Source organism: Nocardia sp. 149-1B (assembly GCF_057747975.1).
Genome location: NZ_CM173233.1, coordinates 2459529 through 2481753, shown reverse-complemented (window position 1 = coordinate 2481753; position 22225 = coordinate 2459529). Strand labels below are relative to the sequence as shown.

20 protein-coding genes and 1 pseudogene are annotated in these 22225 nt (G+C 71.6%); 18 read left to right on the top strand and 3 right to left on the bottom strand.

Annotation, left to right across the window (positions count from 1 at the left end):
- The first annotated feature begins 26 nt into the window (after window positions 1-26).
- Complete coding sequence (locus AC3ANS_RS11910) at window positions 27-1031, top strand: ornithine carbamoyltransferase (RefSeq protein ID WP_488296358.1); 1005 nt, start codon at window positions 27-29, stop codon at window positions 1029-1031.
- A gap of 11 nt (window positions 1032-1042) precedes the next feature.
- On the top strand, window positions 1043-1999 hold the full coding sequence (gene arcC / locus AC3ANS_RS11905) for a carbamate kinase (RefSeq protein ID WP_488296357.1): 957 nt from the start codon (window positions 1043-1045) through the stop codon (window positions 1997-1999).
- Window positions 2000-2287: 288 nt separating this feature from the next.
- On the opposite strand, the gene AC3ANS_RS11900 is transcribed toward arcC, so the two are convergent.
- Window positions 2288-2884: a hypothetical protein gene (locus AC3ANS_RS11900; protein ID WP_488296356.1), complete on the bottom strand. Its 597-nt coding sequence runs from the start codon at window positions 2882-2884 to the stop codon at window positions 2288-2290.
- A gap of 202 nt (window positions 2885-3086) precedes the next feature.
- Between AC3ANS_RS11900 and pyrR the strand changes: the two genes are divergently transcribed.
- From pyrR to AC3ANS_RS11885, 3 genes are all read left to right on the top strand, one after another.
- The gene (gene pyrR, locus AC3ANS_RS11895) at window positions 3087-3674 is read left to right on the top strand and encodes a bifunctional pyr operon transcriptional regulator/uracil phosphoribosyltransferase PyrR (protein WP_488296355.1); all 588 of its coding nucleotides are present in this window, start codon (window positions 3087-3089) and stop codon (window positions 3672-3674) included.
- Entirely contained in the window at window positions 3671-4630 is a 960-nt protein-coding gene (locus AC3ANS_RS11890; protein ID WP_488296354.1) for an aspartate carbamoyltransferase catalytic subunit, read from the top strand. The genes pyrR and AC3ANS_RS11890 overlap by 4 nt, the downstream gene beginning before the upstream one ends.
- A gap of 76 nt (window positions 4631-4706) precedes the next feature.
- Complete coding sequence (locus AC3ANS_RS11885; RefSeq protein ID WP_488296353.1) at window positions 4707-6008, top strand: dihydroorotase; 1302 nt, start codon at window positions 4707-4709, stop codon at window positions 6006-6008.
- Window positions 6009-6095: 87 nt separating this feature from the next.
- Here the strand turns inward: AC3ANS_RS11885 and AC3ANS_RS11880 are convergent, their stop codons facing one another.
- Window positions 6096-6653, bottom strand: coding sequence for a DUF4142 domain-containing protein (locus AC3ANS_RS11880; protein WP_488296352.1), 558 nt, complete (start codon window positions 6651-6653; stop codon window positions 6096-6098).
- A gap of 252 nt (window positions 6654-6905) precedes the next feature.
- Here AC3ANS_RS11880 and carA point away from each other — a divergent pair, with 252 nt between their 5' ends.
- From carA to AC3ANS_RS11825, 11 genes and pseudogenes are all read left to right on the top strand, one after another.
- Window positions 6906-8039, top strand: coding sequence for a glutamine-hydrolyzing carbamoyl-phosphate synthase small subunit (gene carA, locus AC3ANS_RS11875; RefSeq protein ID WP_488296489.1), 1134 nt, complete (start codon window positions 6906-6908; stop codon window positions 8037-8039).
- Window positions 8039-11368 (top strand): carbamoyl-phosphate synthase large subunit, encoded by a 3330-nt coding sequence (gene carB / locus AC3ANS_RS11870; RefSeq protein WP_488296351.1) that lies wholly within the window; start codon window positions 8039-8041, stop codon window positions 11366-11368. The genes carA and carB overlap by 1 nt, the downstream gene beginning before the upstream one ends.
- A 1-nt stretch (window position 11369) precedes the next feature.
- A complete protein-coding gene (locus AC3ANS_RS11865) occupies window positions 11370-12407 on the top strand; it encodes a quinone-dependent dihydroorotate dehydrogenase (RefSeq protein ID WP_488296350.1) in 1038 nt (345 codons plus the stop codon).
- Window positions 12404-13213, top strand: coding sequence for an orotidine-5'-phosphate decarboxylase (gene pyrF, locus AC3ANS_RS11860; RefSeq protein ID WP_488296349.1), 810 nt, complete (start codon window positions 12404-12406; stop codon window positions 13211-13213). The genes AC3ANS_RS11865 and pyrF overlap by 4 nt, the downstream gene beginning before the upstream one ends.
- Window positions 13210-13650 carry a hypothetical protein gene (locus tag AC3ANS_RS11855; RefSeq protein ID WP_488296348.1) on the top strand — a complete coding sequence of 147 codons (441 nt, stop codon included), beginning with the start codon at window positions 13210-13212 and terminating at the stop codon, window positions 13648-13650. Before pyrF ends, AC3ANS_RS11855 begins: the two co-directional genes overlap by 4 nt.
- Before the next feature lie 101 nt (window positions 13651-13751).
- Window positions 13752-14072, top strand: a complete 321-nt coding sequence (gene mihF, locus AC3ANS_RS11850) for an integration host factor, actinobacterial type (protein WP_488296347.1) — start codon at window positions 13752-13754, stop codon at window positions 14070-14072.
- Window positions 14065-14661 (top strand): guanylate kinase, encoded by a 597-nt coding sequence (gene gmk, locus AC3ANS_RS11845; RefSeq protein WP_488296346.1) that lies wholly within the window; start codon window positions 14065-14067, stop codon window positions 14659-14661. Before mihF ends, gmk begins: the two co-directional genes overlap by 8 nt.
- A gap of 9 nt (window positions 14662-14670) precedes the next feature.
- Window positions 14671-14910 (top strand): annotated as a pseudogene (gene rpoZ / locus AC3ANS_RS11840) (DNA-directed RNA polymerase subunit omega); the annotation flags it as partial.
- 97 nt (window positions 14911-15007) lie between these two features.
- Window positions 15008-16285, top strand: coding sequence for a bifunctional phosphopantothenoylcysteine decarboxylase/phosphopantothenate--cysteine ligase CoaBC (gene coaBC / locus AC3ANS_RS11835; protein ID WP_488296488.1), 1278 nt, complete (start codon window positions 15008-15010; stop codon window positions 16283-16285).
- Between the two features lie 73 nt (window positions 16286-16358).
- Window positions 16359-17549, top strand: a complete 1191-nt coding sequence (gene metK / locus AC3ANS_RS11830) for a methionine adenosyltransferase (protein ID WP_488296345.1) — start codon at window positions 16359-16361, stop codon at window positions 17547-17549.
- 141 nt (window positions 17550-17690) lie between these two features.
- A complete protein-coding gene (locus AC3ANS_RS11825; RefSeq protein WP_488296487.1) occupies window positions 17691-19685 on the top strand; it encodes a primosomal protein N' in 1995 nt (664 codons plus the stop codon).
- Window positions 19686-19764: 79 nt separating this feature from the next.
- Here AC3ANS_RS11825 and ppk2 read toward each other — a convergent pair whose 3' ends face one another.
- Window positions 19765-20655 (bottom strand): polyphosphate kinase 2, encoded by an 891-nt coding sequence (gene ppk2, locus AC3ANS_RS11820; protein ID WP_488296344.1) that lies wholly within the window; start codon window positions 20653-20655, stop codon window positions 19765-19767.
- Window positions 20656-20710: 55 nt separating this feature from the next.
- Here ppk2 and def point away from each other — a divergent pair, with 55 nt between their 5' ends.
- Window positions 20711-21256 (top strand): peptide deformylase, encoded by a 546-nt coding sequence (gene def / locus AC3ANS_RS11815; RefSeq protein WP_488296343.1) that lies wholly within the window; start codon window positions 20711-20713, stop codon window positions 21254-21256.
- Between the two features lie 5 nt (window positions 21257-21261).
- Window positions 21262-22200, top strand: a complete 939-nt coding sequence (fmt, locus tag AC3ANS_RS11810) for a methionyl-tRNA formyltransferase (RefSeq protein WP_488296342.1) — start codon at window positions 21262-21264, stop codon at window positions 22198-22200.
- Window positions 22201-22225: the final 25 nt, after the last annotated feature.

Here is a 22225-nt window from a genome sequence, read left to right as displayed (position 1 = left end):
GCCGGAACAAGAGAGGACTACCGACCATGCCGGTCAACCTTCGCGGGCGCCACCTGCTGAGCCTGCGTCACCACACCGCGGACGAGATCCGCTACCTGCTCGACCTCTCGCGCGACCTCAAGCGCGCGAAGTACGCCGGGACCGAGCGGCAGCTGCTCCAGGGCCGCAACGTCGCGCTGATCTTCGAGAAGACCTCCACCCGCACCCGGTGTGCGTTCGAGGTCGCCTCCTACGACCAGGGCGCGCACGTCACCTACATCGACCCCGCGTCCTCCCAGCTGGGGCACAAGGAGTCGGTCGCCGACACCGCACGCGTGCTCGGCCGGATGTACGACGCGATCGAGTACCGCGGCTTCTCCCAGGACGTCGTCGAGGAGCTGGCGAAGTACGCCGGCGTCCCGGTCTTCAACGGCCTCACCGACGAGTTCCACCCCACCCAGATGCTCGCCGACGTCCTCACCATGCGTGAGCACTCCGACAAGCCGCTGCACGAGATCGCCTTCGCGTACATGGGCGACGGCCGCAACAACGTCGCCAACTCGCTGATGCTGGTCGCCGCCAAGCTCGGCATGGACGTCCGCATCGGCGCCCCCAAGGAGCTGTGGCCCGAGGACGAGCTCGTCAAGCTGTGCCACGACCTGGCCACCGAGTCCGGCGCCCGGATCCTGATCACCGACGACCCGTCGGAGGCCGTGGCCGGAGTCGACTTCATCTACACCGACGTGTGGGTCTCCATGGGTGAGCCGGTCGAGTCCTGGGCCGCGCGCGTCCAGCAGTGCCTGCCGTTCCAGGTGAACGCCACGCTGCTCGAGGCCACGGGCAACCCGCGGGTCAAGGTCCTGCACTGCCTGCCGGCATTCCACAACACCCAGACCAAGGTGGGTGCCCAGGTCGTCCAGCAGTACCCGGAGCTCGCCGACGGCATCGAGGTGACCGAGGACGTCTTCGAGTCCGCGGCGAACATCTCCTTCGACCAGGCCGAGAACCGGATGCACACGATCAAGGCGCTCCTCGTCGCGTCGCTGGCCTGAAGGGAACTGACATGAGAATCGTGATCGCACTGGGAGGCAACGCCCTCCTGCGCCGTGGTGAACCCCTCACCGCGGAGAACCAGCGCGCGAACATCCGGATCGCCGCCGAGCGCATCGCCACCGTGGTCCCCGACCACGAGGTCGTCGTCGCCCACGGCAACGGTCCCCAGGTCGGCCTGCTCGCCCTCCAGGCGGCGGCCTACGAGGACGTGCGGCCCTACCCGCTGGACGTCCTCGGCGCGCAGACCGAGGCGATGATCGGCTACGTCATCGAGCAGGAGCTCGGCAACGTGCTCCCGTTGGAGAAGCACATCGCCACGCTGCTGACGATGGTCCGCGTCGACCCCGAGGACCCGGCGTTCCAGAACCCGACGAAGTTCATCGGGCCCGTCTACATGCAGGACGAGGCCGAGGAGCTGGCCGCGGAGAACGGCTGGGCCATTCGCCCCGACGGCTCGTCGTGGCGCCGGGTCGTCGCGTCGCCGGAGCCGCAGCACATCTACGAGGTGCCCTCGATCCGGGCCCTCGTGGAGAACGGCACCGTGGTCGTGTGCGCCGGTGGCGGCGGCATCCCGACCGTGCTCGAGCCCGGGCGCATCCTGCGCGGGGTCGAGGCCGTGATCGACAAGGACCTCGCGTCGTCGCTGCTGGCCCGTGAGATCGACGCCGACATGCTGGTCATCGCGACCGACGTCGACGGCGTGTACGTCGACTGGGGCACCCCCGCCCAGCGGCGACTCGCGGAGACGACCCCGGCCGAGCTGCGGGCCTTCGACTTCGCAGCGGGCTCGATGGGCCCGAAGGTGGAGGCCGTGTGCCGCTTCGTCGAGCAGACCGGGCGTACGGCGGCGATCGGCTCGCTCGCCGACATCGCGGACATCGTGGCCGGCAACGCCGGGACCCGGATCGTCCCCGACGGTCAGGCCACGGCGCCGGGACAGGACCGGGAGCTGGCCGTCTCCGGCTGACTCCCACAGGCCGCATCTGGCGTGGCGGCTTCGCCGCCACGCCGGCCGCGGATCGCTCCTGGGGTGATGCACCGACGGTGTGGTTGCGGTCGGCGCATGAGCTGCGGGGCCCCGGGATGTCGTACGGAGCGTGCGTTCTCTGAGCGTCGCGGTGTAGGCCCCCCGGGTGAGCTTGGGTCGAGGCCGTCGCATCCGGCCTAGATTCACAGACGCGTTGACCCGCCCGGAACTCTCGGGCGGGTCAACGTGTTCGGGAGAGCCCGGGGGAGTGTTGCTGTCGGGTCGTCGTCAGTAGAGGCGGCCCGGGTGGTCCTGGTACTGGACGTCCCAGTGCAGGTTGCTCTCCGCCCACGACGCGGTGGGCACGACGACCCACCAGCGGTGCTTCTTGGTGGGGCACACCGAGGAGTTGTAGGTGACCGTCACCGTCACCTTGAAGCGGTAGGCCTTGTGGTAGAGCGTCCAGCGGGTGAAGTCGTTCGCCGGCAGCTGCGGGCTCGAGGTGCTGTAGGTCTTCGACGTGCTCGTCGTGGTCGTGGTCGACCGGTTCCACGTGTGGTTGTAGTTGGCGCTGGCGGAGCCGATGCCCAGGTTGACGCCGCCGCTTCCGCCGATCGAGTCCGAGCTGCCCTTGGACTTGGCGTACTGCTTGCCGTCCTGGTAGCTGATCCCCTGGCTGCCGCCCTTCTGGTAGTGCCCGGCAGCCAGCCCGGTCGGCTTCCAGACGGCCCCGCCCTTGGTGGTCTTGTACGTGGTCCTGACCTCCATGCACTGCTTCGCCTCGGCGCCCGAGGCGGCCAGGCCGACGGCGACGGGGCTGATCATTCCCGCGACCATCGCCGCTGCGGCCGCTCCGGCGAGGCTCCTGCGCTTGTGGTTGAACATGTCACACCTTCCCGCTCGTGGCCGTGCGAAGCGGCCCCCGTTGTGGGCCGCCCGATGCGGCCTCACGGGCACCTTCCCCGCTCCCGCTCGTGGTCAAACTGCGGGCCCGGTGGTCGCCCGCCTCGGCGTCGGAGTAGGGTGACCGTCGTTCGACATCCTTTAACGAGCCGTCCTGTGAGGCGGAGAAGGAGGTCCGAGGCAGTTGCCTGCGCACCCTCACCCCAATGCTGCGTCCGACGCGTCCCGCGTCGTCCTCGACGACAGCGACATCACGCGGGCCTTGACCCGCATCGCCCACGAGATCCTCGAGCGCAACAAGGGCGCCGCCGATCTCGTGCTCCTGGGCATCCCGACACGCGGCGTCCCGCTCGCAGAGCGGATCGCTGAGCGGATCGCGTCCGTCGAGGGCTACGACGTCCCCGTCGGCTCGCTCGACGTCACGATGTACCGCGACGACCTGCGGATGAAGCCGGCCCGGGCGCTGCTGCCCACGCAGATCCCGAGCGGCGGCATCGACGGGCGCACGGTCGTCCTCGTCGACGATGTGCTCTTCTCAGGTCGCACGATCCGCGCCGCGCTCGACGCGCTCAACGACATCGGCCGGCCACGTGCCGTCCAGCTCGCGGTCCTCGTCGACCGCGGCCACCGCGAGCTGCCGATCCGCGCCGACTTCGTCGGCAAGAACCTCCCGACCTCGCTCCTCGAGCGGGTCAAGGTGAGCCTCGGCGGCATCGACGACGTCGACGCCGTCACGATCCAGGGGCCGACCGGGACCGAGGTGACAGCATGAAGCGCCACCTGCTGAGCACCGGCGACCTGAGCCGCGACGACGCCGAGCTGATCCTCTCGACGGCCGCGGAGCTGCGCGAGCTGGCGGACCGCCCGATCAAGAAGCTGCCCGCCCTGCGCGGCCGCACCGTGGTGAACCTCTTCTTCGAGGACTCCACCCGCACCCGGATCTCCTTCGAGGCAGCGGCCAAGCGCCTCTCGGCCGACGTCATCAACTTCTCGGCCAAGGGCTCGTCGCTGAGCAAGGGCGAGAGCCTCAAGGACACCGCGCTGACCCTCGAGGCGATGGGCGCGGACGCGGTCGTCGTGCGCCACGGCGCCAGCGGGGCTCCGCACCGGCTCGCGCACTCCGGCTGGGTGCGCTCCAACGTCGTGAACGCCGGCGACGGCACCCACGAGCACCCGACCCAGGCGCTGCTCGACGCCTTCACGATGGTCCGGCACCTGGGCGGTTCGGGGGCCAAGCCGAGCCTCGACGGCCGCCGGGTCGTGATCGTCGGCGACGTGCTGCACAGCCGGGTGGCCCGCTCCAACGCACTGCTGCTCAACACGCTCGGTGCCGAGGTCACGCTCGTCGCGCCGCCGACGCTGCTGCCGGTCGGGGTCGAGACCTGGCCGGTGGAGACGTCGTACGACCTCGACGCGGTGATCCCGAAGGCGGACGCGGTGATGATGCTCCGCGTCCAGCGCGAACGGATGAGCGGGGGGTTCTTCCCCACGGCCCGGGAGTACTCCCGCCGCTACGGCCTCGACGGGCGGCGGATGGCCACCCTGCAGGACCACACGATCGTCATGCACCCCGGCCCGATGGTCCGCGGCATGGAGATCACCGCGGACGTCGCCGACAGCGACCGGTCCGTGATCGTCGAACAGGTCACCAACGGTGTCGCCGTGCGGATGGCCGTCCTGTACCTGCTGCTCGGCGGCTCCGAGCCGGCCGTCGGAGGAGAAGAGTGAGCGAGCGGAGCGAGGTCACCATCCAACACAGTGCGCCATGTGCCTCATGCGCGCACGGAGCGAAGCGAGTACGGGCATGAGCGTCAGCTACTTGATCAAGAACGTCTCCGTGCTCGGGGGCGAGCCCACCGACCTGTTGCTCGAGGACGGCGTGGTCGCGCAGGTCGGTGCCGGGATCTCGACGAGCTCGACCAACGAGGCCGCCGAGGTCATCGACGGCACCGGGCTGATCGCACTGCCCGGCCTGGTCGACCTGCACACCCACCTGCGTGAGCCGGGCCGCGAGGATGCCGAGACCGTCGAGTCAGGCACCCGCGCCGCGGCGATGGGCGGCTTCACCGCCGTGCACGCGATGGCCAACACCGAGCCGGTCGCCGACACCGCCGGCGTCGTCGAGCAGGTGTGGCGGCTCGGCCGCGAGGCCGGCTACTGCGACGTGTACCCGGTCGGCGCGGTCACGGTGGGCCTGGCGGGCCAGCAGCTCGCCGAGCTCGGTGCGATGGCCGACTCCGCCGCCCGGGTCCGAGTGTTCTCCGACGACGGCAAGTGCGTCAGCGACGCGGTGCTGATGCGCCGCGCGCTGGAGTACGTCAAGGCGTTCGACGGCGTCGTCGCCCAGCACGCCCAGGAGCCCCGGCTCACCGAGGGCGCCCAGATGAACGAGGGCCCGCTCTCCGGGCGGCTCGGACTGGCCGGGTGGCCGGCGGTCGCCGAGGAGGCGATCATCGCCCGCGACGTGCTGCTCGCCGAGCACGTCGGCTCGCGCCTGCACGTGTGCCACGTCTCGACCGCCGGCTCGGTCGAGCTGATCCGCTGGGCCAAGGGCAAGGGGGTGAACGTCACCGCCGAGGCGTGCCCCCACCACCTGCTGCTCACCGACGACCTGGCCGCGACGTACGACCCGATCTACAAGGTCAACCCGCCGCTGCGCTCGGCCGCCGACGCCGAGGCGCTGCGCGCGGGGCTCGCGGACGGCACGATCGACATCGTCGCGACCGACCATGCCCCGCACCCGCACGAGGACAAGGACTGCGAGTGGGCGGCCGCGGCGTTCGGCATGCTCGGGCTCGAGACCGCGCTGTCGATCGTGCAGCAGACGATGGTCGACCCGGGCCTGCTCGACTGGGCCGGAGTCGCGGACCGGATGTCCGCAGCGCCGGCCCGGATCGGCCGGGTGGCCGACCACGGCCGGCCGATCGCCGAGGGCGAGCCCGCCAACGTCGTGCTCTACGACCCCGCGGCGACCAGGGTCGTCGACCCCGCGGAGACACAGAGCCTGAGCCGCAACACGCCCTACCGGGGCATGGAGCTGCCCGGCCGGGTGGTCGCGACGTTCCTGCGGGGCAAGGCGACCGTGCTGGACGGGAAGATCGCCTGACCTGACGGTGGGCCCCGGGTGCCCGTCCCGGCCGTGCGTGGGCCGGGACGGGGCTCAAGTGGGGCCATCGGCGACGCCGGTCGCCGGTCAGCAGCCGCCCAGGTGGTGCAGGACCCGAGTGATGATCCGCAGGTGCTCCCGGAGCACCGGCAGCGACGCGCGGGCGTCATCGACGACCTGGGAGTTCAGGCCGTCGCGCACCTCGTCCTTGGCCTCGGCGATGTCGAGCTGGTGGTCCTCCCACTCGTAGGGCACGTACGCGCAGGCCAGGTCGCGGGCGCTGGTCGTGTGCCACAAGGCGATCGCCTTGCGCTGCCCCAGCGACGGCTTCGCCGGCACCTCGACGCCGACCTGCCGCCCGGTACGCCGAGCCTGGCCGTACTCCTCGGTGTGGTCGCGGACCATCCGGTGCCCGAAGGCGCGGACTGCGGGGACGTGGCTGTGGTGGGCCGCGAGCCGACCGGCGGCGATCTCGAGCAGGTCGCCCTGCGGGGACTCCTCGAGGTACGTCCGATCCTGGTCGTTCAGGCTGGCCTGCGCGCGACCGGTCGACGTGTGGGCGTCCCCGTGGGCCGCCGCCCCGGTGCCGAGGGCACCGACGGTGGCGAGGGCGGCGATGGACGTGACGAGCTTGGTGGAGCGCATGTGGTTCTCCTCCTGGAATCGGGCTGGAGTACGGCTGGGACACGGCTGGAGTGAGGCATTGGTCGGACCCCGGGTACCCGTCGATGAGAGCTCCACACGGAGCGGTGTTCGGGTCCGTCCAGCAGCCGACCGCGCGCCGGAGCGCCGGCGCCGCACTGCTAGGGTTGGGCCGTTCGACATCCTTTAACGATCCGTCCTGTGAGGCGGAGAAGGAGGTACGGCGTGACGTTGCACGCCCAGACCCAAGTCCCGCTGTCCACACCCGGCGCCCGACCCGCGATCCTCGTGCTCGAGGACGGGCGGACGTTCACCGGCGAGTCCTTCGGCGCGGAGGGGGAGACCTTCGGCGAGGCGGTCTTCAACACCGGCATGACCGGCTACCAGGAGACTCTCACCGACCCGTCGTACCACCGTCAGGTCGTGGTGATGACCGCGCCGCACGTCGGCAACACCGGTGTCAACGACGAGGATCCCGAGAGCCGACGGATCTGGGTGGCGGGGTACGTCGTGCGCGACCCCGCGCGCCGGTCGTCGAGCTGGCGCGCGAGCCGCACCCTCGACGACGAGCTGCGCGAGCAGGGTGTCGTCGGCATCTCCGGCATCGACACCCGCGCGCTGACCCGGCACCTGCGCGAGCGCGGCGCGATGCGCGTCGGCATCTCCTCGGTCGAGGCCGACCCGGACGCGCTGCTGGAACGGGTGCGAGCCTCGGGTGAGATGACGGGTGCCGAGCTGGCCTCCGAGGTCTCGACCAGTGACCCGTACGTCGTCCCCGCGATCGGTCCGAAGCGGTTCACCGTGGCCGCTCTCGACCTGGGCATCAAGACCATGACCCCGCACCGGATGGCCGAGCGCGGCGTCGAGGTGCACGTGCTGCCGGCGACGGCGACCCTCGACGACGTCCGCGCCGTCGGCGCCGACGGGCTCTTCTACTCCAACGGCCCGGGTGACCCGGCCGCGACCACCCACCAGATCGAGGTGCTCCAGGGGGCGCTCGCCGACGGGCTGCCGTACTTCGGCATCTGCTTCGGCAACCAGCTGTTCGGCCGTGCCCTGGGGTTCGGCACCTACAAGCTGAAGTACGGCCACCGCGGCATCAACCAGCCGGTCATGGACCGCACCACCGGCAAGGTCGAGGTCACCGCCCACAACCACGGGTTCGCGGTCGACGCACCGCTGGAGGGCAGCACCACCACGCCGTACGGCGAGGCGAGCGTCAGCCACGTGTGCCTCAACGACGACGTGGTCGAGGGGCTGGAGCTTCGAGACGGCAGCGGCCAGCTGAAGGGCTTCTCCGTGCAGTACCACCCCGAGGCCGCCGCCGGCCCGCACGATGCGGCGTACCTCTTCGACCGGTTCCTCGACGTGATGGAGGGCAAGGCCTGATGCCGAAGCGTGAGGACATCAAGAGTGTGCTGGTGATCGGCTCCGGGCCGATCATCATCGGCCAGGCCTGCGAGTTCGACTACTCCGGCACCCAGGCGTGCCGCGTGCTGCGGGCCGAGGGCCTGCGGGTCGTGCTGGTCAACTCCAACCCGGCCACGATCATGACCGACCCCGAGTTCGCGGACGCGACGTACGTCGAGCCGATCACCCCGGAGTTCGTCGAGAAGGTCATCGAGAAGGAGCGCCCCGACGCGCTGCTGGCCACCCTGGGCGGCCAGACCGCCCTCAACACCGCGATCGCGCTCTCCGAGCGGGGCGTGCTGGACAAGTACGGCGTGGAGCTGATCGGTGCCAGCATCGAGGCGATCCACCGGGGTGAGAACCGCGAGTCGTTCAACGCGATCGTGCACAAGGTCGGAGGAGAGGTGGCGCGCAGCTTCGTGTGCCACTCGCTCGCCGACTGCGAGCAGGCCGTCGGTCAGCTCGGCTTCCCGGTGGTCGTGCGCCCGTCGTTCACGATGGGCGGCACCGGCTCCGGCATCGCCTACGACGAGGGCGACCTCGCCCGCATCGCCGGTGCCGGACTGGCCGCCAGCCCGACCACCGAGGTGCTGATCGAGGAGTCGATCATCGGGTGGAAGGAGTACGAGCTCGAGGTCATGCGCGACCGGGCCGACAACGTGGTGATCGTCTGCTCGATCGAGAACGTCGACCCGATGGGCGTGCACACCGGCGACTCGATCACGGTCGCGCCCGCGATGACGCTCACCGACCGTGAGTACCAGCACCTGCGCGACCTCTCGATCGGCATCATCCGCGAGGTCGGCGTCGACACCGGCGGCTGCAACATCCAGTTCGCCGTCAACCCCGTCGACGGCCGGGTCATCGTCATCGAGATGAACCCGCGGGTGTCGCGCTCGAGCGCCCTCGCGTCGAAGGCGACCGGCTACCCGATCGCGAAGATCGCCGCCAAGGTCGCGATCGGCTACACCCTCGACGAGGTGCCCAACGACATCACGACCCGACCGGACGGACAGAGCACGCCCGCGTCGTTCGAGCCCACGCTGGACTACGTCGTGGTGAAGGTGCCGCGGTTCGCGTTCGAGAAGTTCCCCGGCGCCGACCCGGTGCTGACCACGCACATGAAGTCCGTCGGCGAGGCGATGGCGATCGGGCGCAACTTCACCGAGGCGCTGCAGAAGGCGCTGCGCTCCCTGGAGAGCCGCACCGCGGTCTTCGACTGGGAGAAGGAGTGGGTCGACCTCGACAAGGACGCGATCATCGAGGAGATCCGCAAGCCGCACGACGGCCGGCTGAAGAAGGTCATGGACGCGATCCGGGCCGGGGCCACGCCGGAGGAGGTCTTCGACGCCACCGGCATCGACCCGTGGTTCGTCGACCAGCTCGTGCTGATCAACGAGATCGCCGCCGAGGTGACCGCTGCGTCCGAGCTGACCCCCGAGCTGCTGCGCAAGGCCAAGCGGCACGGGTTCTCCGACTTCCAGATCGGCAAGATCCGGGGGATGACCCCGGCGGTCGTGCGCGGGGTGCGCCACGCCCTGGGCATCCGCCCGGTCTACAAGACCGTCGACACCTGCGCGGCGGAGTTCGCGGCGACCACGCCGTACCACTACTCCTCCTACGACGAGGAGACCGAGGTCCGCCCGCGCGAGAAGGAGGCGGTGCTGATCCTCGGCTCCGGCCCCAACCGGATCGGTCAGGGCATCGAGTTCGACTACTCCTGCGTGCACGCGGCGCTGGCGCTCTCGAACGCCGGCTACGAGACCGTGATGGTCAACTGCAACCCCGAGACGGTCTCGACCGACTACGACACCTCCGACCGCCTCTACTTCGAGCCGCTCACGCTCGAGGACGTGCTCGAGATCGTGCACGCCGAGGAGCAGGCCGGGCCGGTCGCGGGGGTCATCTGCCAGCTCGGCGGGCAGACCCCGCTGGGGCTGGCGCAGGGGCTGAAGGACAACGGCGTCACGATCCTGGGCACCTCGCCCGAGGCGATCCACCTTGCCGAGGAGCGCGGCGCCTTCGGGCGGGTGCTCCACGAGGCCGGCCTGCCCGCTCCCAAGCACGGCATGGCCACGAGCTTCGGCGAGGCCAAGGAGATCGCGGCCGAGATCGGGTTCCCGGTGCTGGTGCGCCCGTCGTACGTCCTGGGCGGGCGCGGCATGGAGATCGTGTACGACGACGCCGCGCTCGAGGGCTACATCAACCGGGCGACCGAGATCAGCCCGGCGCACCCGGTGCTGGTCGACCGGTTCATCGACGACGCCGTCGAGATCGACGTCGACGCGCTCTTCGACGGCGAGGAGCTCTTCCTCGGCGGCGTGATGGAGCACATCGAGGAGGCCGGCATCCACTCCGGTGACTCCTCGTGCGCACTGCCGCCGATCACCCTCGGCGACGCCGAGATCCGCCGCATCCGGGAGGCCACCGAGGCGATCGCGCGCGGGGTGGGCGTCCGAGGTCTGCTCAACATCCAGTTCGCGCTCGGCTCCGACGTGCTCTACGTGCTCGAGGCCAACCCGCGGGCCAGCCGGACGGTGCCGTTCGTCTCCAAGGCGACCGCGACCCCACTGGCGAACGCGGCCGCCCGGATCATGGTCGGCGACACGGTCGCACGACTGCGCGAGGTCGGGATCCTGCCCGCGACCGGCGACGGTGGCACGCTGCCGCCGGGCCAGCCGATCGCGGTCAAGGAGGCGGTGATGCCGTTCAACCGGTTCCGCACCCCCGACGGCCGCCAGATCGACACGATCCTCGGCCCGGAGATGAAGTCCACCGGCGAGGTGATGGGCCTCGACGCCGACTTCGGCACGGCGTTCGCCAAGGCCCAGGCCGGGGCGTTCGGCGCGCTGCCCACCAGCGGACGCGTGTTCGTGTCGGTGGCCAACCGCGACAAGCGCAACATGATCTTCCCGATCAAGGTGCTCGCGGAGCACGGCTTCGAGATCCTCGCCACGCAGGGCACCGCGGAGGTGCTGCGCCGCAACGGCGTCGCCGCCACCGTGGTGCGCAAGCACTTCGAGGGCTCCGGCCCGCACGGCGAGAAGACCACCGTGCAGCTGATCCTCGACGGTGAGGTGCAGCTGGTGGTCAACACCCCGCACGGGTCGACCAGCGGCAGCTCGGTGCGCCTGGACGGCTACGAGATCCGCACCGCGGCGGTCATGGGCAACATCCCCTGCGTGACCACGATCCAGGGGCTCGGTGCCGCCGTCCAGGGGATCGAGGCCGTGCGGCGCGGCGAGATCGGGGTGCGCTCGCTGCAGGACTGGGCCGCTTCGGCGGCCGCGGCGGCCGAGAACCGCTGACGTGTACCGCCTGCTGTTCGATCACCTGCTGACCCGGACCGACCCGGAGCGCGCCCACCACGGCGCATTCCGGGCGATCCGGGCGGCCGGGCCCGCGCTGCGGTTGCGGGCCCAGGTCGGGGGAGCGCCGGGGCAGCCGGTCGACGCGCTCGGGCTGCGGTTCCCCAACGTGCTCGGCCTCGCGGCCGGCTTCGACAAGAACGCGGTGGGCATCGACGCGCTCGCCGCGCTGGGCTTCGGGCACGTCGAGGTCGGCACGGTGACGGGGGAGCCCCAGCCGGGCAACCCGAAGCCGCGGCTCTTCCGGCTGCCCGAGGACCGGGCGATCGTCAACCGGATGGGCTTCAACAACGACGGCGCCGAGGTCGTGGCACACCGGTTGGCGGCCCGCGCCAGGCGCCTCGACAGGCTCGGCCACCGACCGCACCCCGTGCTCGGGGTCAACATCGGGAAGAGCAAGGTCGTGCCGGAGGAGGAGGCGGTCCGCGACTACGAGAAGTCCGCACGCCTGCTCGCGCCGTACGCCGACTACCTCGTGGTCAACGTCAGCTCGCCGAACACCCCGGGACTGCGCAACCTGCAGGCTGTCGAGAAGCTCGAGCCGATCCTCACCTCCGTGCAGGCCATCGCCCGGACCGGCGACCAGCGCACCCCGCTGCTGGTGAAGATCGCGCCCGACCTGTCCGACGACGACGTCCTGGCCGTGGCCGACCTGGCGCTGGCGATCGGCCTCGACGGGATCATCGCCACCAACACGACGATCTCGCGAGCGAGCCTGCGCACGCCGGCTCCCCGGGTCGACGAGATCGGAGCGGGTGGCCTGTCGGGCCGACCGCTCACCGAGCGCGCCACCGACGTGATGCGGCTGCTGCGCGGCCGGGTCGGTCCGGACCTGACCCTGATCGGGGTCGGCGGGATCAGCACGGTCGAGGACGCCCAGGCCCGCCTGGCGGCCGGTGCGACGCTGCTGCAGGCCTACACCGCGTTCATCTACGAGGGGCCGCTCTGGCCCCGCCGCATCGTCCAGGGAGTGTCATGAGCACCTTCGGAGCCCGCCTCCACGCCGCGATCCAGGCGCGCGGGCCGCTGTGCGTCGGCATCGACCCGCACGCCTCGCTGCTCACCGAGTGGGGCCTGGGTGACGACATCGGCGGCCTCGAGACGTTCACCCGTACGGTCGTCGAGGCGGTCGCGCCGGTGGCCTCGGTCGTCAAGCCGCAGTCGGCGTTCTTCGAGCGGTTCGGCAGCCGGGGCATCGCCGTGCTCGAGCGCGTCATCGCCGACTCCCGTGAGGCCGGTGCGCTGGTGCTGCTGGACGTGAAGCGCGGCGACATCGGCTCCACCAGCCAGGCGTACGCCGACGCCTACCTCGACCCGGCCTCGCCGCTGGCGAGCGACGCGATCACGCTCAGCCCGTTCCTCGGCTTCGGCTCGCTCGAACCGTTCGTCGACACCGCCCGGCGCCATGATGCCGGCCTCTTCGTGCTCGCCCTCACGTCCAACAAGGAGGGGCCGGAGGTCCAGCACGCGCGCGTCGAGGACGGGACCGTCGCCGGTCGGATGCTCGACCACCTGCGCCACCTCAACGCCGGCGCCGAGCCGCTCGGCAGCTTCGGCGCGGTCGTCGGAGCCACGATCGGCTCGACCGAGGAGGACCTCGCGTTCAACGGACCGATCCTGGCTCCCGGCTTCGGGGCGCAGGGCGGCACGATCCTCGACGTACGCCGGTTGTTCGGTGCCGCCGCGGCCGTGCTGCCCAGCTCCTCGCGCGACATCCTGCGGCACCAGGACCCCGCGGCCATGCGCGCGGCGGTGCTCCGGACCAACGACGAGCTGCGCCCGTGAGACGGCTCGCGGCCCTCGCGCCGCTGTCGCTCCTGCTGCCGCTCCTGGTCGCGTGCGGCTCGGGGAGCGGCGACTACTGCGCGGCGGTCAAGGACCACCAGCAGGAGCTCAGCGACATCGTCGGGAGCGGGAAGCCGGACGCGCTGCTGCGCGCGCTCGACATCTTCCACGACCTGCGCGACCAGGCGCCCGAGGACATCACCGACGAGTGGCAGCAGGTGATCGGCCGGGTCGAGGCGCTCTCCGAGGCTCTCGACGCCGCCGGCGTCGACCCGGCGACCTACGACCGTGCGCACCCGCCTGCGGGGCTCACCGCGGAGCAGAAGGCCACGATCGACGCGGCCGCCACCGAGCTGGGCAGCGGCACCACCCTGCGAGCCCTGCAGGACCTCGACCAGCAGGCGCGCGACGTGTGCCACACCCCGCTGACCCTGTGAGCCGACCCGATTGCTGCCCGGTCTCGCTTCTGACTAGTGTGGCCTCTCAGCACCGGCCTCGGGGCCGTACTTCAGCCCGCTGACCAAAGGACCTCACGCTCGTGGCTCTGCCCCCGCTCACCCCCGAACAGCGCCAGGCGGCCCTCGAGAAGGCCGCCGCCTCCCGCAGGGAACGGGCCGAGGTGAAGAACCGGCTGAAGAACTCCGGGGCGTCCATCGTCGACGTCCTCCAGGAGGGCCAGCGCAACGAGGTCATCGGCAAGATGCGGGTCGTCGACCTGCTGCAGTCGATGCCGGGCCTCGGCAAGGTCCGGGCCCGCCAGGTCATGGAGCGGCTCGGCATCGCCGAGAGCCGCCGGGTCCGCGGGCTCGGCACCAAGCAGGTCGCCGCGCTCGAGAAGGAGTTCGCCGGGCGTGAGTGACGCGCCGGTGTCCTCCCCTCCTCGTCGTTCGCGTCTCCTCGTCCTCGCGGGTCCCACGGCGGTCGGGAAGGGCACGGTCGCGGCCGAGGTACGCCGCAGCCACCCCGAGGTGTGGATCTCGGTGTCGGCCACGACCCGGGCCCCGCGGCCGGGTGAGGAGAACGGCGTCCACTACTGGTTCGTCTCCGACGAGGAGTTCGACGCCATGGTCGAGCAGGGCAACCTGCTGGAGTGGGCCGTGGTCCACAAGGCCGCCCGCTACGGCACGCCCCGCCAGCCGGTCGAACTCGCGCTCGCCTCCGGACGGTCGGCGATGCTCGAGATCGACCTCCAGGGCGCGCGCCAGGTGCGCGGCACCATGCCCGACGCCCTGTTCGTGTTCCTCAAGCCGCCCTCGTGGGACGAGCTGGTGCGCCGCCTGGTCGGGCGGGGGACCGAGACCGCGGAGGAGCGCAAGCGCCGGCTCGAGACCGCACGCGAGGAGCTGGCGGCCGAGGAGGAGTTCGACGTGACGATCGTCAACCGCGAAGTTCACGCAGCTGCGGAGGAGTTGGTAGCCTTGATGGAGCCATCCCCAACAGATCTGTGAGGCTTTAGCGTGTCAGGACCCACCATCGCGGCCGTGGGGGTCACGAACCCCCCGATCGACGAGCTGCTGACGAAGACCGACAGCAAGTACAAGCTGGTCCTCTACAGCGCCAAGCGCGCCCGGCAGATCAACGCCTACTACTCCCAGCTCGGCGAGGGCCTGCTGGAGTACGTCGGGCCGCTCGTCGACACGCACGTCCAGGAGAAGCCCCTCTCGATCGCGCTGCGCGAGATCAACGAGGACCTGCTGACCTGCGAGGACATCGACCCCGCCGAGCTCGCCGCCGAGGAGGCCGCTGCGTCGGCCGCCGCCGCGGACGCCGGGAACTCCTTCAGCGAGTGATCCGCTGAGCACCAGCAGCACCAACGAGGCCGCCTCCCCGTCCGGGGGGCGGCCTGCTGCTCGTCGGCCCGTCGTCGTGCTCGGGGTCTCGGGCGGCATCGCGGCGTACAAGGCGTGTGAGCTGCTGCGCCGCTTCACCGAGTCCGGTCACGACGTCACGGTCGTGCCGACCGCTGCCGCCCTGGAGTTCGTGGGCGCGCCGACCTGGGCGGCCCTGTCGGGCAAGCCTGTCGCGACCGAGGTGTGGAACGACGTCCACGAGGTGCCGCACGTGCGGATCGGCCAGTCCGCCGACCTCGTGGTCGTGGCTCCGGCCACCGCCGACCTGCTGGCCAAGGCCGCCCACGGGATGGCCGACGACCTGCTCACCAACACGCTCCTCACCGCCCGGTGCCCGGTGGTGTTCGCGCCCGCCATGCACACCGAGATGTGGGAGCACCCCGCGACCCGGGCCAACGTCGCGACCTTGCGCAGCCGCGGTGCCGTGGTGATCGAGCCCGCCGAGGGCCGGCTGACCGGCAAGGACACCGGCAAGGGCCGGCTGCCCGACCCGGTCGAGATCTTCGACCTGTGCCGCGACCTGCTGACCCGCGCCCCCGGTGGCGCGGTCGCCGATCTCGCGGGGCGACACGTCCTCGTCACGGCCGGCGGCACCCGGGAGTACCTCGACCCGGTCCGCTTCCTCGGCAACCGGTCCTCGGGCCTGCAGGGCTATGCCCTGGCACGTGCGGCCGCAGCGCGCGGAGCCGAGGTCACCCTGGTCGCGGCCAACGTGGCGCTGGCCGACCCCGCCGGGATCAAGGTCGTCCGGGTCGAGAGCACCGCCCAGCTGCGCGAGGAGGTCCTCGCGGCGGCGCCGTCGGCCGACGCGGTCGTGATGGCGGCGGCACCCGCCGACTTCCGGCCCGTCGACGTCAGCGGCGCGAAGATCAAGAAGGCCTCGGACGGCTCGGCGCCGATCGTGACGCTCGAGCAGAACCCCGACATCCTGCACGAGATCAGCACCCACCGCGCCCGCCCCGGTGCGGTGATCGTCGGCTTCGCCGCCGAGACCGGTGACGAGACCGGGTCGGTGCTCGAACTCGCCCGCGCCAAGCTGGCCCGCAAGGGCTGTGACCTGCTCGTCGTCAACGACGTCAGCGGCGGCGCCGTGTTCGGCAGCCCGGACAACGAGGCCGTGATCCTGGCGGCCGACGGCGCCACGGTCGAGGTCCCGCGCGGACCCAAGTCGGCCCTCGCCCACGTCATTTGGGACGAAGTGGCCTCGAGGCTGCAGGATTGAGACCGGCGTCCCGCCATCCGGGACGCTGGATATCGTTGCCGCACCGCCAACTCATGGACACAGGAGCGCAGAAGTGACCGGACGCTTGTTCACCTCGGAGTCGGTGACCGAGGGTCACCCTGACAAGATCGCCGACCAGATCAGCGACTCCGTGCTGGACGCGATGCTCGAGCAGGACCCCAACAGCCGGGTCGCGGTCGAGACGCTGCTGACCACCGGCCTGGTGGTCGTCGCCGGCGAGGTCACCACGACCGGCTACGTCGACGTCAAGGACGTCGTACGCCGCCGGATCATCGAGATCGGCTACGACTCCTCGATCAAGGGCTTCGACGGCCACTCCTGCGGCGTGATGGTCGCGATCGGCGGCCAGTCCGGTGACATCGCCCAGGGCGTCGACACCGGTCACGAGAGCCGCACCGGCTCCGTGGACGCGATGGACAAGCAGGGTGCCGGCGACCAGGGCCTGATGTTCGGCTACGCGTGCGACGACACCGACGTGCTGATGCCGCTGCCGATCGTGATCGCCCAGCTCCTCGCCGAGCAGCTCACCGCCGTACGCAAGGACGGCACGCTGCCCTACCTGCGCCCCGACGGCAAGACCCAGGTCACCATCGAGTACGACGCCGACAACCGTCCCGTGCGCGTCGACACCGTCGTGCTCTCCTCGCAGCACGACGAGGACACCGAGCTCGGGACGCTCGAGTCCGACGTCAAGAAGCACGTCATCGACCCCGTGCTCGCGAAGTTCTCGATCCCGTCCGAGGGCTACCGGCTCCTGGTCAACCCGACCGGGCGCTTCGTGGTCGGCGGGCCCATGGGCGACGCCGGCCTGACCGGCCGCAAGATCATCGTCGACACCTACGGCGGCATGGCCCGCCACGGCGGCGGTGCCTTCTCCGGCAAGGACCCGTCGAAGGTCGACCGCTCGGCCGCCTACGCGATGCGCTGGGTCGCCAAGAACGTCGTCGCCGCCGGCCTCGCCACCCGCTGCGAGGCCCAGGTCGCCTACGCGATCGGCAAGGCCCAGCCGGTCGGGGTGTTCATCGAGACGTTCGGCACCGGCGTCGTCGCCGACGAGCGCATCCAAGCCGCCGTCCTCGAGGTCTTCGACCTGCGTCCGGCCGCGATCATCCGCGACCTCGACCTGCTGCGGCCGATCTACGCCAAGACCGCGGCGTACGGCCACTTCGGCCGCGAGCTCCCCGAGTTCACCTGGGAGCGCACCGACCGCGCCGACGCGCTGCGCGCCGCCGCCGGTCACTGACCAGGTCCGCGTCTCGCGGGATCGCTCCTCGGGCTGGCCTTCCGACTACGTGGTTGCGGTCGGCGCCCGGGTGCGTCGCCGCTCACTGGTAGACATCTGCCCATGACGGACCCGGACGAGCAGCCCGAGCTGCTGCCGGGGATGGTGCGGGCGACGCTCAAGGCGTCCCAGGCGAAGGCCCGCGCCACCCGGGCGCGCAAGGCCGCCGAGGCCGAGCCGGCGGCCGTCGACCCGGTGGCCCGGGTGCTGGTCGACGTGCCGCTGGCGCACCTCGACCGGCCGTTCGACTACAGCGTCCCGGCCGCGATGGCCGAGGCCGCGCGCCCTGGCGTGCGTGTCAAGGTCCGGTTCGCCGGGCAGGACGTCGACGGCTTCGTGGTGGCCCGGGCGGCCGAGTCCGAGCACCCCGGCCGGCTGGCACCGCTTCGGCGCGTGGTCAGCCCCGAGCCGGTGCTCGCGCCCCAGATCGAGGCTCTGAGCGCCGAGATCGCCGAGCGGTACGCCGGGGCGCGCGCCGACGTGCTGCGGCTCGCCGTGCCGCCCCGGCACGCCACCACCGAACAACGTCCGACTCCGCCCGCCGTCCTCTGGGCCGGCCACGATCAGGCCGCAGGCGAGACGGCGTGGGCCGCGCACGAGCCGGGAGCGGCGTTCCTGCGCCACCTCGCCGCAGGCGGGGCGCCCCGGGCCGTGTGGGCGGCGGCCCCCGGGACCGACTGGCCGACGCTGGTCGCCCACGCCGTCGCGGCGACATACGCCTCGGGACGCGGCAGCCTCGTGTGCGTCCCCGACCGCAAGGACGTCGCACGCGTCGACGCGGCGCTGACCGCGGTGCTCGGCACCGGTCAGCACGTCACCCTGACGGCAGACTCGGGCCCGGCGGCGCGCTACCGCGACTTTCTCGCGATCAGTCGCGGCGCCCGGCGGATCGTCGTCGGCACCCGCGGCGCGGCCTTCGCGCCGGTGCACGACCTCGGCCTGGTGGTGGTCTGGGACGACGGCGACGACCTGCACGCCGAGCCGCGCGCGCCGTACCCACACACCCGCGAGACGCTGCTCCTGCGCGCCGAGCGTGAGGGCTCGGCAGCCCTCGTCGGTGGCTTCGTGCGCACCGTCGAGGGGGAGTACCTCGTGCGCACCGGTTGGGCCCACGAGCTGGGGCCGACCCGCGAGGAGGTCCGGCGCCGGGTGAGCGTCACCGTCGCCGGCGACGCTCACCGCCGTGACACCCATGCTCGGGCGGCACGGATGCCTCGCGAGGTGCACCTAGCGATCCGTGATGCGGTGAGCGAGGGGCCGGTGCTCGTGCAGACCCCGCGCCTGGGCTACGTGACGTCGCTCGCCTGTGAGCGCTGCCGTACGCCGGCCCGCTGCGACGCCTGCCAGGGTCCGCTGGCGCTCACCGGACCGACGACGCCGCCCTCCTGCCGCTGGTGCGCCACGGTCGCCGAGGACTGGGCGTGCCGCGAGTGCGGCCACCGCGGGTTGCGCGCACCCGTGCTGGGTGACGCGCGGACCGCCGAGGAGCTCGGCCGGGCCTTCCCAGGCGTCACCGTCCGCTCGAGCTCGGGTGACACGGTGATCGCCACGGTGGGGCCCAAGCCCCAGATCGTGGTGGCCACGCCGGGTGCCGAGCCCGTCGCCGAGGGCGGCTACACCGCGGTCGTGCTGCTGGACACGTGGCTGCTGCTCTCGCGCATCGACCTGCGCGCCGAGGAGGAGGCGCTGCGTCGCTGGGCCGACGCCGCCGCCCTGGTCCGTCCGGGCGGTCGGGTCGTCGCCGTCGGTGACGCCGCCCATCCGGCGCTCCAGGCGCTGGTGCGCTGGGACCCGGCCGGGTTCGCCGCGCGCGAGACGGCCGAACGCGTCGAGGCGCACCTGCCGCCGGCCAGCCGGCTGGCGACGATCACCGGCGAGCCCGGTGCGGTCGACGACGCGCTCACGCTCCTGGACGCGCCGCCCGGGGCCGAGGTCCTCGGTCCGGTCGACCTCGGCGACGACGAGTGCCGGGTGGTCGTGCGGGTCCCTCGCGCGCAGGGTGGTGCACTCTCGCACGCGCTCGGTCAGCTCCAACGGGTGCGCTCGGCCCGCAAGCTCGACGCCGTACGCATCCAGGTGGACCCGCAGACGCTGTAGGAACGCTCGCTCGGGGCGGACGTCGTGCGTGGTGGTCGTGCGGGGAGCGGGGGCGGAGGACGTCCCCGGGGACGTCGGGCTAGTCGCCGACGGCGTCGGTGCCGCGCTGGACGATGAGCGGGTCGGGGGTGCCGACGACGCGGGTGTCCTTGCCCTCGTAGTCGAAGCGGGAGAGGAACGCGCGCATCGCGTTGACCCGGGCTCGCTTCTTGTCGTTGCTCTTCACGGTGGTCCAGGGCGCCCACTCGGTGTCCGTACGCCGGATCATCGCCTCCTTGGCGTCGGTGTAGGCCTCCCACTTGCTCAGCGACTGCAGGTCGATCGGGGAGAGCTTCCACTGCCGCACCGGGTCGACCTGCCGGATGATGAACCGGGTGCGCTGCTCGGACTGGGTGACAGAGAACCAGAGCTTGGTCAGCGAGATACCGCTGTCGACGAGCATCCGCTCGAACAGCGGCGCCTGGACCATGAACTGCTCGTACTCCGGCTCGGTGGTGAAGCCCATCACCCGCTCGACACCGGCGCGGTTGTACCAGGAGCGGTCGAACAGCACCATCTCACCGGCCGTGGGCAGGTACTGCACGTAGCGCTGGAAGTACCACTGGCTCTGCTCGCGGTCACTCGGCTTGGTCAGCGCGACCGTGCGGGCGTAGCGCGGGTTGAGGTGCTCCATGAATCGCTTGATCGTCCCGCCCTTGCCGGCCGCGTCCCGGCCCTCGAAGAGCAGCACGTGCTTGGTGTGGGTGTCCTGCGCCCAGTTCTGGAACTTCAGCAGCTCGACCTGCAACCGGTACTTGGTCTCGTCGTACTCCTCGCGAGGCATCCGCTCCGCGTAGGGGTAGTTCTCCCGCCAGGTGTCGACGGCGCGCCCCTGGGGGTCGAGGAGGATCGGGTCGTCGTCGTGGTCCTCGCCGATCGTGTGCCCATCGATCCGGAGGTGATCGATGTACTCACGCACGTCCTGCAGCATGTTCGCAACCTAGCCCTTCGGGTTCGCGTGCACGGGCGATCCCTAGACTGGCGTCGTGCCCGTTCAGCCGATCCGTCTCCTCGGGGACCCCATCCTCCGCAGGCCCGCCGTCGAGGTCGTCGACTTCGACAAGGAGCTGCGCCGCCTGGTCGAGGACCTCACCGACACCATGATGGACGCTCCCGGCGCAGGCCTCGCGGCTCCGCAGATCGGCGTCGGCCTGCGAGCGTTCACGTGGTACGTCGACGGCGAGCCCGGCCACCTGATCAACCCCCGCCTCGAGCTGTCGCCGGAGATCCAGGACGGCCCGGAGGGCTGCCTGTCGATCCCCGGACTGAGCATCGACTGCCGCCGCGCCCTGTCGGTGGTCGCCCACGGCTTCAACATGTACGGCGACCCGGTGGTCATCGAGGGCTCCGAGCTGCTCGCCCGGGCCATCCAGCACGAGACCGACCACCTCGACGGGGTCTTGTTCATCGACCGCCTCGACCCGGCCGCGCGCAAGGCCGCGATGAAGGAGATCCGCGAGTCCGACTGGTTCGGGCTCGACAAGCCGCAGGTCAAGGTGTCCCCGCACGCCACCAACGGGCTGGGGTTCTGAGAGGCATGAGAGTCGTCTTCGCCGGCACCCCCGAGGTCGCCGTCCCCGTCCTGGACGCGATCGCCGCGTCCGCCCACGAGCTGGTGGGCGTCGTGACCCGCCCCGACGCACCCACCGGCCGCGGCCGACGCCTGGTCGCGAGCCCGGTGGCGCTGCGCGCCGCGGAGCTCGGCGTGCCGGTGCTCAAGCCCGACCACCCGCGCGACCCGGCGTTCCAGGAGGAGCTCCGGGCGCTGCGCCCCGACTGCTGCCCGGTCGTCGCCTACGGCGCGCTCCTGCCGCAGTCGGCCCTCGACATCCCGCCCCACGGCTGGGTCAACCTGCACTTCTCGGCGCTGCCGGCCTGGCGCGGCGCGGCCCCGGTCCAGTACGCGATCTGGGCCGGTGACGAGGTGACCGGCGCGACGACGTTCCGCATCGTCAAGGAGCTCGACGCGGGCCCGACGTACGGCGTGATGACCGAGCGGATCCGGCCCACCGACACCGCGGGTGACCTGCTGGCCCGGCTGGCCGAAGGCGGCGCGGGCCTGCTGGTGGCCACCCTGGACGGCATCGAGAACGGCTCCCTGTTCGAGCGCGCCCAGCAGGAGGAGGGCGTCTCCTACGCACCCAAGGTCGAGGTCGAGGATGCCCGGGTCGACTGGACCCACCCGGCGGTCGCGATCGACCGCCAGGTGCGTGCGTGCACCCCTGCGCCGGGCGCGTGGACGACGTTCGCGGGGGAGCGGCTCAAGCTCGGGCCGGTCACGCGCACCGACCAGAGCCTGGCGCCCGGCGTCCTCGAGGTCACCAAGAACGCGGTGCTCGTCGGGACCGCGACCGAGGCCGTGCGGCTGGGCGACGTACGCCCCCACGGGCGCAAGCAGATGGCCGCCGCCGACTGGGCTCGCGGGGCCCGGGTGGAGTCGGGTGTCCGGATTGGTGACGGTTCCGGTGAAAGCTGACGCCGGGATCGCTACGGTCATCACC